A 12,502-nucleotide genomic window follows, 5' to 3' on the forward strand; every position below is an offset into this window, starting at 1 on the left:
GAGAGTCACGTGAACCCCGGGTGACGGTTCGCCCGGGGTTCGGGCGATAGTGGAGTACGTGACTGCCGTTCCTCACCCCCGTTCCGAAGCCGCCGGACCCGCCCGGGCCGGCCGCCTCAGTCTTGCCGTGGCTCTGCTGGCCGGTGCGCTCGGCGCCGCCGTGGCGCTGCTGGCCACCCGACAGCGATGGGCGGAGGGCACGGCGACAGTGGCCGGGGCCCCCTTCTCGCTGACCGCCAAGGGCAGCGACGTCACGGGCGTCCCCGCAGCCCTCGCCATAGTGGGCCTCGCCGCGCTCGTCGCCGTCTTCGCCGTCCGCAAGGCGGGCCGCCTGCTGGTCGCGGGCCTGCTCGCGCTGTCGGGCGCGGGCACGATCGCGGCGGCGCTGCTGGGTGTCTCCGACAGTTCCGCGCTGGACGAGAAGGCGGCGCAGGCGGCGGGGGACACGGGGGCGACGGTGACTGCGCTGAGCCATACCGCTTGGCCGTATGTGGCGGCCGTGGGTGGTGCGCTGCTGTTGCTCGCCGGGTTGTTGGCGCTGCGGTACGGGCGGTCCTGGCCTGCGATGTCCGGGCGTTATGAGAGGGACGGTTCGGTGCGGCCGCGGCGGCGGGTCGTCGTCGATCCTGACCGGCCCGAGGAGCTTTGGAAGGCGATTGATCGGGGGGAGGACCCGACAAGCGCCTAGGGGTCTGCCGGGTGCGGTCGATTCGCGTCTGCGGGTGCGTCGTGGCTGGTCGCGCAGTTCCCCGCGCCCCTTTAGGTTGGTCCACTGGTCCGGAATCGACTCGCGAGGGAGTACCCGCTCGCAGTCCACGCGTGCGTGTGCGGGACAATGTGCGGGAGCGTACGGCTCAGACACGTAAACATCAGCGAGGAGCAAGTCATGGCGGGCAGCAGCCACGGTCACACCCCGGCCGCCTGGACCGGTGTCACTATCGCCTTCATCGGTTTCTGCGTTTCGGGTGCCTTCATGGTGATGGCCCAGCCCGTGGGCTTCTGGGCGGGCATGGTGGTCGTGGCCATCGGCGGTGTCGTCGGCTGGGTCATGAGCGCGATGGGCCTCGGCCAGCCGAAGGACGCGCACAAGGACTTCCAGGACGCGCTGGCGGAGAGCCGCGCGGCCGTGAGCGCGAAGAGCTGACTCTCGTACGACTCCTGAGGGGCGATCCGGATTCCGGGTCGCCCCTCACGCGCGCGTGGTGGCGGTCCGGGGGCACAATGCGAGACGTGAACGCCGAGAGCCAGTCCGTGACGCCCTCCGCCACCGGATCCGTGGCGGCCCGGCTCGCCGTGCCCGCCGGGATCCTCGCGGCCGTCGCCGGAGCCTTCGCCTACGTCGGCACCGTGGACCCCAACCAGCCCGGCCACTACCCCGTCTGCCCCCTCTACGGCTTCACCGGCCTCTACTGCCCCGGCTGCGGCGGCCTGCGCAGCGCGCACGCCTTCATCCACGGCGACTTCCTGGGGGCGCTGCACGACAACGCCCTGGCCGCCGTCGGCTATCCGCTCTTCGCCGTGCTGTGGACCGTATGGGTGGTCCGCGCGGCCCGCGGGCGCTCCCTCGGGCTCCGGCTCGGGTCGGTGCAGCTGTGGGCCCTGGGCACATTGCTGCTGGTCTTCACGGTTGTCCGGAACCTGCCCTTCGGTGGCTGGCTGCATCCTTGATCAATTGCCGAATGTCCAGGTAGTGGGACCGGCGTCAACCGGATGCGAGGGCTACGCCTTCCTCCGGATACCATCGCAGTGACCATCGGTTTTCTCCCGCGGGTCAGAAGCTTCAGCAGTCAACCGTCTGGAAGGGGGCCGCTCGCGTGAGTGTGCTCGACGAGATCATCGACGGAGTCCGTGCCGACCTCGCGGAGCGGCAGGCGCGCGTCAGCCTCGACGAGCTCAAGGAGCGCGCGGCGAAGGCTCCCGCGGCCAAGGACGGACTGGCTGCCCTGCGCGGCGAAGGTGTCAAGGTCATCTGCGAGGTCAAGCGCTCCAGCCCCTCCAAGGGCGCGCTGGCTGCGATCGCCGACCCGGCCGGCCTCGCCGCGGACTACGAGGCGGGCGGCGCGGCCGTCATCTCCGTCCTCACCGAGCAGCGCCGCTTCGGCGGCTCGCTGGCCGACCTGGAGGCCGTCCGCGCCCGGGTGGACATCCCGGTGCTGCGCAAGGACTTCATCGTCACGTCGTACCAGCTCTGGGAGGCCCGCGCGTACGGCGCCGACCTCGCCCTGCTGATCGTCGCGGCCCTCGAACAGCCGGCCCTGGAGTCCCTCATCGAGCGTGCCGTCTCCATCGGCCTCACCCCGCTCGTCGAGGTCCACGACGAGGACGAGGTCGAGCGCGCGGTCGACGCCGGAGCCAAGGTCATCGGCGTCAACGCCCGCAACCTCAAGACCCTCGAGGTCGACCGCTCCACCTTCGAGCGCGTAGCCCCCGAGATCCCCGACGACCTGGTCAAGATCGCCGAGTCGGGCGTCCGCGGCCCCCACGACCTCATCGCCTACGCCAACGCGGGCGCCGACGCGGTCCTGGTGGGCGAGTCCCTGGTCACGGGCAAGGACCCGAAGTCCGCGGTCTCGGACCTGGTGGCGGCAGGCGAGCATCCCGCTCTTCGCCACGGCCGCAGTTGATCTTTGGGTAAGCTGACCCCGATGACACTCACCATGACGACCACGGATCGGTACGCGCGTCTCGCGCGCGGCTGCCGTCCTCGCGGCTGCCGCGCCCCGGCACGCCGTGTGCACGGTCGCAGGGTGCGTTACGTCATCGGAGACGAACCCGGGCAGGTCAACGGCCGTCGATGGCAGCGCGCCCTCTAGGGGCGCGGGGAACTGCGCGACAAGCCACTGACGGCCTTTTCGCCGTCGAACAACCCCGCCCCCACGGCGACTAGGTATTTTCCAAACTCACCGTGAGGTTCAGTCATGCCCAGCGAGTTCTTCATCCCCGACCCCGAGGGCCAAGTCCCCTCAGCCGAAGGCTACTTCGGCGCATTCGGCGGCAAGTTCATCCCGGAGGCCCTCGTCGCCGCCGTCGACGAGGTCGCCGTCGAGTACGACAAGGCCAAGCACGACCCCGAGTTCGCCCGCGAGCTCGACGACCTGCTGGTCAACTACACCGGCCGCCCGTCGGCGCTGACCGAGGTGCCGAGGTTCGCCGAGCACGCCGGCGGCGCGAGGATCTTCCTGAAGCGGGAGGACCTCAACCACACCGGCTCCCACAAGATCAACAACGTCCTCGGCCAGGCCCTGCTCACCAAGCGCATGGGCAAGACGAGGGTCATCGCCGAGACCGGCGCCGGCCAGCACGGCGTCGCGACCGCCACCGCCTGCGCGCTCTTCGGCCTCGAGTGCACCATCTACATGGGCGAGATCGACACCAAGCGCCAGGCACTCAACGTGGCCCGGATGCGGATGCTCGGCGCCGAGGTCATCGCCGTGAAGTCCGGCAGCCGTACGCTGAAGGACGCCATCAACGAGGCCTTCCGCGACTGGGTCGCCAACGTCGACCACACCCACTACCTGTTCGGTACGGTCGCCGGCCCGCACCCCTTCCCGGCCATGGTCCGCGACTTCCACCGCGTGATCGGTGTTGAGGCCCGCCGCCAGCTCCTGGAGCGCGCCGACCGCCTGCCCGACGCGGCCATCGCCTGCGTCGGTGGCGGCTCCAACGCCATCGGCCTGTTCCACGCCTTCATCCCGGACGCGGACGTACGCCTCATCGGCTGCGAGCCCGCGGGCCACGGCGTGGAGACCGGCGAGCACGCGGCCACGCTCACCACGGGCGAGCCCGGCATCCTGCACGGCTCCCGGTCCTACGTCCTCCAGGACGAGGAGGGCCAGATCACCGAGCCGTACTCGATCTCGGCGGGCCTCGACTACCCGGGCATCGGCCCCGAGCACTCGTACCTCAAGGACTCCGGCCGCGGCGAGTACCGAGCCGTCACCGACGACGCGGCGATGCAGGCCCTGCGCCTGCTCTCGCGCACCGAGGGCATCATCCCGGCCATCGAGAGCGCGCACGCGCTGGCCGGGGCCCTGGAGGTCGGCAAGGAGCTGGGCAAGGACGGCCTGATCGTCGTCAACCTGTCCGGCCGTGGTGACAAGGACATGGACACGGCGGCCCGCTACTTCGGGCTGTACGACACCGACGCCGAGGTCGCGGCCGACGCCGCCGACGTCGCCGAGATCGAGGGGGACGCCAAGTGAGCGGGAACATTCAGCTGCTGTCCGACACCCTCGCCGGTGCCAAGGCCGAGGGCCGGTCCGCGCTCATCGCCTACCTCCCGGCCGGGTTCCCGACCGTGGACGGCGGCATCGAGGCGATCAAGGCCGCCCTCGACGGCGGCGCGGACGTGGTCGAGGTGGGGCTGCCGCACAGCGACCCGGTCCTCGACGGCCCCGTCATCCAGACCGCCGACGACATCGCCCTGCGCGGCGGCGTCAAGATCGCGCACGTCATGCGCACGGTCAAGGAGGCCCACGAGGCCACCGGCAAGCCGATCCTGGTCATGACGTACTGGAACCCCATCGACCGCTACGGCGTCGAGCGCTTCACCGCCGAGCTGGCGGAGGCCGGGGGCGCCGGGTGCATCCTGCCCGACCTGCCCGTCCAGGAGGCGGCGCTGTGGAGGGAGCACGCGCAGAAGCACGGCCTCGCGACCGTCTTCGTCGTGGCGCCCAGCAGCAAGGACGCGCGGCTCGCCGAGATCACCGCGGCGGGCAGCGGCTTCGTGTACGCCGCCTCGCTCATGGGCGTCACCGGTACCCGCGAGTCGGTGGGCGCGCAGGCCCAGGACCTGGTCGAGCGGACCCGGGCCACCGGCACCGACCTGCCCGTCTGCGTCGGGCTCGGCGTCTCCAATGCGGCCCAGGCCGCCGAGGTGGCCGGCTTCGCCGACGGCGTGATCGTCGGCTCGGCCTTCGTCAAGCGGATCCTGGACGCGCCGGACGACAAGGCCGGCGTCGAGGCGGTCCGCGAACTCGCGGGCGAGCTGGCGAAGGGCGTGCGCGGACAGGCGTAACGGCTGTGACGGAACGGCTGTAAAGGAACACCGCGGAACATTCGGTCACTCGAATGGGTGGACCTGGGGCCGGGGAGGCGCAGTGCGCCTTCCCGGTTCGTTCTGGGGGTGTGAGCGAGAAGAACCGTGAAGGAAAGCGCACCGCCCGCGAGCGGCTGGCGGTCGAGCGTGAGAAGCAGAAGTCCGCGGAGAAGCGGCGGCGGGCGCTGATCGTCGGCGCGAGCGTCGTCTGCGTGCTGGGCCTCGCGGCGGTGATCGGCGTGGTCGCGGCCAACTCCGGCAAGGACAAGGGCACCAAGAGCTCGGGCCCGGTCGTGGCGCCGTCCGGGGCGCAGGGCAAGGACAGCCTGGCGATCCCGGTCGGCAAGGACAGCGCCAAGTCGACGCTCACGATCTGGGAGGACTTCCGCTGCCCGGCGTGCCAGGCCTTCGAGACGACGTACCGCTCGACGATCCACGAGCTGACCGACTCCAGCCAGATGAGGGTCGAGTACCACCTGGTCAGGCTGATCGACGGCAACCTCGGCGGCACCGGCTCGCTGCGCGCGGGCAATGCGGCGGCGTGCGCGCAGGACGCCGGGAAGTTCCGCGACTACCACGACGTGCTGTACGAGAACCAGCCGAAGGAGACCGACGACGCCTTCGCGAGCAACAGCAAGCTGATCGAGCTGGCGGGCAAGGTCAGCGGTCTGGACACGGCCACGTTCCGTACGTGTGTCAACAAGGGGAACCACGACAGCTGGGTCGACAAGTCGAACGCCGCGTTCAAGGCGGGCGGCTTCACCGGCACGCCGACCGTGATCCTCAACGGCAAGAACATCTACGCGGACCAGACGATGACCCCGGCGAAGCTGAAGCAGCTGGTGCAGCAGGCCGACAAGGGGTGACGCGGGGTAAGGGGCGCGGGGGCCATTCACACCCGCCCGTTATGGACCCGTAGCCGGGCCGCCTGCCGTCGGCCCGGCCCGGCACGGTAGCGTCGACCCTGCCATGGAAGAACTTGCCTACATTCCCAGCCCGTCGCACGGGGTCTACCACCTCGGCCCCATTCCGCTGCGCGGCTATGCGTTCTGCATCATCATCGGCGTCTTCGTCGCGGTCTGGCTCGGCAACAGGCGCTGGATCGCCCGTGGCGGGCGGGCCGGCACGGTGGCCGACATCGCTGTCTGGGCGGTGCCGTTCGGCCTCGTCGGCGGCCGGCTCTACCACGTGATCACGGACTACGAGCTGTACTTCAGCGAGGGCCGTGACTGGGTGGACGCCTTCAAGGTCTGGGAGGGCGGCCTCGGCATCTGGGGCGCGATCGCGCTCGGGGCGCTGGGCGCGTGGATCGGCTGTCGGCGCCGGGGCATCCCGATGCCCGCGTACGCCGACGCCGTCGCACCCGGTATCGCCTTCGCGCAGGCGATCGGGCGGTGGGGCAACTGGTTCAACCAGGAGCTGTACGGCAAGAAGACGGACGTCCCCTGGGCGCTGCACATCACGTCGTCCGCGGACGGGCGGGTGCCGGGGTACTACCACCCGACCTTCCTGTACGAGTCCCTGTGGTGCATCGGCGTCGCGCTGCTCGTCATCTGGGCCGACCGGCGGTTCACGCTGGGGCACGGGCGGGCGTTCGCGCTGTATGTCGCGGCGTACTGCGTGGGGCGGGCCTGGATCGAGTACATGCGGGTCGACGACGCGCACCACATCCTCGGGCTGCGGCTGAACGACTGGACCGCGTTGATCGTGTTCCTGCTCGCCGTCACGTACATCGTGGTGTCGGCGAAGAAGCGGCCGGGGCGGGAGACCGTGGTCGAGCCGGGGGTCTCCGACGGTGACACCGAGGCCGACGCCGAGGCCGACGACGCTGACGCGAAGGAAGCGGAGTCCGCTGAGGAAGCCGTGAAGGACGACGCCGACGACAAGGACGAGGCCGAGTCGGCCAAGAAGAGTTGACGGGATGAATCGACGGCGGGTTTCGGCGGGTTCGGCACCGCCGGGACCCGCCGTCGTGGTTCTCGCCGTTGCGGCGGGAAAAGAAATGAAATCAGCGGCGGTTGGCCAGTGACAAGGTGCGGTGGGCCGCCGTTACCACCGCCGCGTCGATGAAGGTGCCGTCCGACAGGGCCTGGGCGCCATGTTCCGTTGTCGCCGCCTTCACGATGGTTTCCGCCTCCTCGATCTCTCGGGCCGTGGGGAGGTAGGCCCGTTCGATGACGGGGAGCTGGCGCGGGTGGATCGCGGCGCGGCCCAGGAAGCCCAGGGCGCGGCCGTGGGCGCACGACGCGGCCAGGCCCTCCAGGTCGCGGATGTCGGGGTGGACCGACTGGGGCGGTGGCGGCAGGGCTGCCGCTCTCGCGGCGACGACCACTCGGGAGCGGGACCAGTCCAGGCCCGCGTCCTCCTGTACACCCAGGTCGGCCCGGAGGTCCGTCTCACCGAGCGAGATGCCGTGCAGGGACGGGTGGGCCGTGGCGATCGCGTAGGCGTGTTCGATGCCGAGGGCGGATTCCAGGAGGGCGTACAGGGCGGGGGCGCCGTCGGCCGCGGGGGTCGTTCGTCCCGCGATGCGGGTGATCTGGGACGGGGACGTCACCTTCGGCAGGCGCAGGCCGGAGAGGCCCGGGAGGGTGGCGATCGACTGCAGGTCCTTGGCGGCCAGGGGGCCGTCGAGGGCGTTCACGCGGACGTGGACCGGGACCGGCTGGGGGTCCGAGAGCAGGTCGGCCGTGGCCTCGCGGGCGTAGTCCTTGCGCTCGGGGGCGACCGCGTCCTCCAGGTCGACGATCACGACGTCGGCGCCGGCGGCCAGCGCCTTGGCCACGACATGCGGGCGGTCGCCGGGTGCGTACAGCCAGGTGAGGGGTGTGCATCTCATACCGCGCCCTCCTCGCGCAGGGCCGTCAACTCGGCCTCGGTCAGGCCCAGTTCGGTCAGCACCGCCTCCGTGTCCGCGCCGTGCGGGCGGCCCGCCCAGCGGATCGCGCCGGGGGTCGCGGAGAGCCGGAAGAGGACGTTCTGCATGCGGAGGGGGCCCAGTTCGGGGTCGTCGAGGGTCGTGACCGTGTCGAGGGCCTGGTACTGCGGGTCGGCCAGCACGTCCCGTACGTCCTGGATCGGAGCCACCGCCGCCTCCGCCTTCTCGAAGGCCGCGAGCACCTCGGTGCGGGGGCGGGCGGCGATCCAGTCGCCGACCGCCCGGTCGAGGACGTCGGCGTGCGCGGCGCGGTCGGCGCCGGTCGCGAACCAGGGCTCGTCGATCAGCTCCGGGCGCCCCACCAGGTGCATCACGCGTTCCGCGATCGACTGGGCGGAGGTGGAGACGGCGACCCACTTGCCGTCGGCGGTGAGGTAGGTGCCGCGCGGGGCGTTGTTGGCGGAGCGGTTGCCGGTGCGCTGCTGGACGTAACCGAGCTGGTCGTACCAGGTCGGCTGGGGGCCGAGGACGGTCAGGATCGGCTCGATGATCGCCATGTCCACGACCTGGCCCTCGCCGGTGCGGTCGCGGGCCGCGAGCGCGGTCATGACGGCGTACGCGGTGGCCAGGCCGGCGATCGAGTCGGCGAGGCCGAAGGGCGGGAGGGTCGGCGGGGCGTCCGGCTCGCCGGTGATCGCGGCGAAGCCGCTCATCGCCTCGGCGAGGGTGCCGAAGCCGGGGCGGTGGGCGTACGGGCCGAACTGGCCGAAGCCGGTGACGCGGGCGAGCACCAGCCGCGGGTTGGCGGCGGACAGCTCGGGCCAGCCGAGGTCCCACTTCTCCAGGGTTCCGGGGCGGAAGTTCTCGATCAACACGTCGGCGGTGGCGGCCAGTTGGAGCAGGGTGGCGCGGCCGCCGGGTCTGGACAGGTCGAGGGTGATCGTGCGCTTGTTGCGGCCGAGGAGCTTCCACCACAGGCCGATGCCGTCCTTGGAGGGGCCGTGGCCGCGGGACGGGTCTGGCTTCGTCGGGTGCTCGACCTTGACGACCTCCGCGCCGAAGTCGCCGAGCATGGTGGCGGCGAGCGGGCCGGCGAAGAGGGTGGCGAGGTCGAGGACGCGCAGGCCGGTGAGCGGGGGAGTGCCGTGGGGTCGGGGAGTCGTGGTCATGAGGTGTACTGCGCCTCGATCTCGGAGCGGTACGGCATCGACGCGGAGGCGCCGGGGCGCTGGACGGAGAGGGCGGCCGCGGCGGCGGCCCAGCGCAGGGCCTCGCGGATCGGGCGCTCGGCGCCCAGGGCCACGGCCAGCGCGCCGACGAAGGTGTCGCCCGCGCCGGTGGAGTCCACGGCGGTGACCTGCGGGGCCGGGACGGCGAGCGGTTCGGCGCCACGGGCCAGGTAGAGGCTGCCCGCGGCGCCGAGCGTGACGACCACTGCCGGGACGCTCTCCAGCAGCGCGCCGGCCGCGTCGACCGCGTCGGTGCGGCCGGTGAGGGTGATCGCCTCGTACTCGTTGGCCACCAACAGGTCGGTGGCGGTGAGGAGTTCGGGCGGGAGCGGTTGGACGGGGGCCGGGGTGAGGACCGTACGGACACCGTGCGCGCGGGCCGCTCGGGCGCCTGCCACGACCGCCGGCATCGGGATCTCCAGCTGGAGCAGCAGGGCGTCGGCCGAGGCGATCAGGCCCTCGTCGCCGGGGGCGAGGTGGTCGACGGTGCCGTTCGCGCCGGGGATCACCACGATCGCGTTGCCGCCCTCGTCGTCGACGACGATGTGGGCGGTGCCGGAGGGGCCCTCGATGGTGCGCAGCAGGTCGGTGTCGACGCCGGAGTGTTCGAGCGTGGAGCGGAGCTCGGGGCCGTAGGCGTCGGTGCCGACGGCGCCGATCATCGACACGGTGGCGCCCGCGCGAGCCGCGGCGATCGCCTGGTTGGCGCCCTTGCCGCCGGGGATCGTACGGAACTCCCGTCCCGTCACCGTCTCTCCGCGCCGCGGGGCCTTCGCCACGTACGCGACCAGATCCATGTTGGTGCTGCCCAGTACGACGATGTGGGTCATGGGCGGGATGCCTCCCGGTGGGTGAGGTGGGCGAGGGTGTCGAAGCCGATGCCGTTGAAGTCGCCTACGGAGGTGGCGAGTCGGTTCTTGAGGGGGGCGGTCCAGTGGTCGGGGAGGGCCGCCGGGTCGCCGGTGAGGAGGGCGGCGATGCCGCCGGCCGTGGCGCCGTTGGAGTCGGTGTCCCAACCGCCGCCCACCGCGCGGGAGATGGAGCCGGTGAAGTCGCCGTTCGCGTGGGTGAGGGCGGCGGCGATCAGGGCGGTGTTGGGGATGGCGTGGACCCAGTGGTGGGTGTCGGCGTAGGTGGCGTGGAGTTGGTCCACGACCGTGTCGAAGTCCCGGTTCTCGTGGGCCAGTTGGATGGCGTGGCGAATCGCCTCGGCCAGCCGGGAGCGGGGCGGGATCACGGTGAGGCCGGTGCCGAGGCAGGTGTGGACGTCGTGGGTGCCGGTCGCCGCGGTCGCGATGGTGGCGGCCGTGAACATCGCCGCGTAGACGCCGTTCGCGGTGTGGGTGAGGGTGGCGTCCCTGTGGGCCTGTTCCGCGGCGGCGGCCGGGTTGCCGGGGTTGGTCCAGCCGTGGATGTCGGCGCGGATCAGGGCGCCGATCCATTCGCGGAAGGGGTTGCGGTGGCGGGCGGTGTGCGGGGGTTCGATGCCGGTGAGGAGGTTGCGGTAGGCGATGCGTTCGGCGGTGAAGGTGCGGCCGGCCGGGAGCTCGTCGAGCCAGACCTTCGCCACGTCGGCGGGGGTGAAGTCCCTGCCGTGGCGCTGGAGCAGGAGCAGGTTGAGGAGGGGGTAGTTGAGGTCGTCGTCCTCGGGCATGCCGTCGATGTTCTCGGCGAGGGAGGTGGGGGCTGAACGGCGGTTCCAGGGGTGGGCGGAGAGGAGGTCCCGGGGGACTCCCTTGGCGGTGAAGTAGGTGGTGAGGGGCCAGTTGCCGGTGGACTCGGCGAGGTCGCGGATGGCCTGGAGGGGCAGTTTCTCGACGGGCTTGCCCAGGAGGCAGCCCGCGGCCCGGCCCAGCCAGGCGGCTTCCAGGCTCGCGTGGGTGGCGGGCCGCGTGGGCGCGGACGGCGTGGGCCACTCGGGGCAGCGGGCCTTGAGATCGGCGAGGTGCGTCGGCTCCAGGTCCGCCAACCTGCTGGGCAGGTCGGCCAGTTCGTCCAGCAGGTCCTCGGCGAGCAGCCGCAGGTACCGGGAGCACGGATCTGCCGACGACCCCGCCCGCAGCGGGGCCTCCCTGCCGCCCGCCGCCCTCCAACGCGCGGCGATCGCCGCCGGTTCACGGCCGTCCAGGGCCGCCTGGCGCAGCTCGTGGCCGACCAGGTCCTCGGGCTGCACCCACGTCAGTCGGAGCATCTGCCGCCTCCGAGTTCCGTGAACGCCGACTCGTGCGCTCTGCGGCGGCTCACGTCCCGTTCGAAGATCTCGCGGGCTACGGCGGTGAGGGTCGTCGCCGGTTCCCACAGGTCCAGGCGGCTGGCCTCGGAGACCGGCTTGGACCAGCTCTCCGGGACCGTGGAGCCCAAGGCGCCGGAGAGGGCGCCTGCCATCGTGGCGATCGAGTCGCAGTCGCGGCCGTAGTTGACCGAGCCCAGGACCGCGTGGCGGTAGTCACCGCCGGACAGCAGCAACATGCCCAGGGCGATGGGGAGTTCCTCGATCGAGTGGAGGCGGGAGGGGCGACGGGCGCCGAGAGAGGGGGCGCGGTAGTCGGGGCCGACCGTGTCGAAGGGGGCGACCGCCGCGCGGAGCGGTTCGAGGGCCGACTCGAAGTCCGTGTGGCGGGAGGCCACTTCACAGACCTGCTCGATCGCCGTGCGGGTGCCGTCCTTGGCCAGCGAGAGGGCCGTGGTGACGACCGAGTCCGGGGTGGCGCCGGGGGTGGCGGCCGCGGCCACCGCCGCCGCGAACACGGCCGCCGCCTCACGGCCGTACGACGACTGGTGGGCTCCCGCGATGTCCAGTGCCTCGGCGTAGGCGGCCCTGGGATCGGCCGCGTTGACGAGGCCGACCGGGGCCATGTACATCGCCGCGCCGCAGTTGACGATGTTGCCGACGCCTGCCTCTCGGGGGTCGGCGTGGGCGTAGTGGAGACGGGTGACCAGCCACTTCTCCGCGAGGAAGACGCGGTGGAGGGGGAGGGCCTCCGACTCCAGTTCCGGGATCCAGCGGGGGTTGGTCATGAGGTCGGGGACCAGGTGTTCGGCGATCGCGTAGGCGTCCAGGTGGTCGCGGACGGTCGCGTAGACCCGTACCAGCGCATGGGCCATCAAGGTGTCGTCGGTGACGTGGCCGTCGCCCTTGTGGTACGGGGCCAGGGGGCGGGCCGTGCGCCAGGCGTCGCCGTGCCAGGGGCCGACGATGCCGTGGATCCGGCCGCCGTGGCGTTCGAGGATCTGCGTGGGGGAGTATCCCTCGACCGGGCCGCCGAGGGCGTCGCCGACCGCGGCGCCCACGAGGGCTCCGGTGATGCGGGTCTCCAAGCTGATTTGGTGTTGGATTTCTGTTCGTTCGGGCTTCAT

The 12,502-nt window shown here is 71.8% G+C and carries 14 protein-coding genes; 9 read left to right on the top strand and 5 right to left on the bottom strand.

The features are described from left to right. Window positions 1-49 precede the first annotated feature (49 nt). The 9 genes from MQP27_RS04650 to lgt all read left to right on the top strand — a co-directional run bounded on the left by MQP27_RS04650 (window position 50) and on the right by lgt (window position 6,955). Window positions 50-688: a TIGR02234 family membrane protein gene (locus MQP27_RS04650; protein ID WP_242761117.1), complete on the top strand. Its 639-nt coding sequence runs from the start codon at window positions 50-52 to the stop codon at window positions 686-688. A gap of 198 nt (window positions 689-886) precedes the next feature. Then, complete coding sequence (locus tag MQP27_RS04655) at window positions 887-1,144, top strand: HGxxPAAW family protein (RefSeq protein ID WP_242761119.1); 258 nt, start codon at window positions 887-889, stop codon at window positions 1,142-1,144. Between the two features lie 77 nt (window positions 1,145-1,221). Further along, on the top strand, window positions 1,222-1,668 hold the full coding sequence (locus MQP27_RS04660) for a DUF2752 domain-containing protein (RefSeq protein WP_242761121.1): 447 nt from the start codon (window positions 1,222-1,224) through the stop codon (window positions 1,666-1,668). Between the two features lie 146 nt (window positions 1,669-1,814). Next, the gene (trpC, locus tag MQP27_RS04665) at window positions 1,815-2,624 is read left to right on the top strand and encodes an indole-3-glycerol phosphate synthase TrpC (protein WP_242761123.1); all 810 of its coding nucleotides are present in this window, start codon (window positions 1,815-1,817) and stop codon (window positions 2,622-2,624) included. 33 nt (window positions 2,625-2,657) lie between these two features. Then, a complete protein-coding gene (gene trpM, locus MQP27_RS51590; RefSeq protein ID WP_372511132.1) occupies window positions 2,658-2,813 on the top strand; it encodes a tryptophan biosynthesis modulator TrpM in 156 nt (51 codons plus the stop codon). A gap of 105 nt (window positions 2,814-2,918) precedes the next feature. Then, window positions 2,919-4,202: a tryptophan synthase subunit beta gene (gene trpB / locus MQP27_RS04670; RefSeq protein WP_242761125.1), complete on the top strand. Its 1,284-nt coding sequence runs from the start codon at window positions 2,919-2,921 to the stop codon at window positions 4,200-4,202. After that, the gene (trpA, locus tag MQP27_RS04675; protein WP_242761133.1) at window positions 4,199-5,017 is read left to right on the top strand and encodes a tryptophan synthase subunit alpha; all 819 of its coding nucleotides are present in this window, start codon (window positions 4,199-4,201) and stop codon (window positions 5,015-5,017) included. Before trpB ends, trpA begins: the two co-directional genes overlap by 4 nt. Window positions 5,018-5,127: 110 nt before the next feature. Next, complete coding sequence (locus tag MQP27_RS04680) at window positions 5,128-5,904, top strand: DsbA family protein (protein WP_242761140.1); 777 nt, start codon at window positions 5,128-5,130, stop codon at window positions 5,902-5,904. Between the two features lie 103 nt (window positions 5,905-6,007). Further along, entirely contained in the window at window positions 6,008-6,955 is a 948-nt protein-coding gene (lgt, locus tag MQP27_RS04685; RefSeq protein WP_242761155.1) for a prolipoprotein diacylglyceryl transferase, read from the top strand. A 91-nt stretch (window positions 6,956-7,046) separates the two neighbouring features. Here lgt and MQP27_RS04690 read toward each other — a convergent pair whose 3' ends face one another. The 5 genes from MQP27_RS04690 to MQP27_RS04710 are packed head-to-tail and all read right to left on the bottom strand — an operon-like array spanning window position 7,047 to window position 12,502. Next, a complete protein-coding gene (locus MQP27_RS04690; RefSeq protein WP_242761157.1) occupies window positions 7,047-7,877 on the bottom strand; it encodes an HpcH/HpaI aldolase/citrate lyase family protein in 831 nt (276 codons plus the stop codon). Continuing rightward, window positions 7,874-9,085 carry a CaiB/BaiF CoA transferase family protein gene (locus MQP27_RS04695; protein ID WP_242761159.1) on the bottom strand — a complete coding sequence of 404 codons (1,212 nt, stop codon included), beginning with the start codon at window positions 9,083-9,085 and terminating at the stop codon, window positions 7,874-7,876. The genes MQP27_RS04690 and MQP27_RS04695 overlap by 4 nt, the downstream gene beginning before the upstream one ends. Beyond that, complete coding sequence (rbsK, locus tag MQP27_RS04700) at window positions 9,082-9,975, bottom strand: ribokinase (RefSeq protein WP_242761161.1); 894 nt, start codon at window positions 9,973-9,975, stop codon at window positions 9,082-9,084. The genes MQP27_RS04695 and rbsK overlap by 4 nt, the downstream gene beginning before the upstream one ends. Next, entirely contained in the window at window positions 9,972-11,336 is a 1,365-nt protein-coding gene (locus MQP27_RS04705) for an ADP-ribosylglycohydrolase family protein (RefSeq protein WP_242761163.1), read from the bottom strand. Before MQP27_RS04705 ends, rbsK begins: the two co-directional genes overlap by 4 nt. Beyond that, window positions 11,324-12,502: an ADP-ribosylglycohydrolase family protein gene (locus MQP27_RS04710; protein WP_242761170.1), complete on the bottom strand. Its 1,179-nt coding sequence runs from the start codon at window positions 12,500-12,502 to the stop codon at window positions 11,324-11,326. The genes MQP27_RS04705 and MQP27_RS04710 overlap by 13 nt, the downstream gene beginning before the upstream one ends.

The organism is Streptomyces cylindrosporus, assembly GCF_022698165.1.
Taxonomy (GTDB): Bacteria; Actinomycetota; Actinomycetes; order Streptomycetales; family Streptomycetaceae; genus Streptomyces; species Streptomyces cylindrosporus.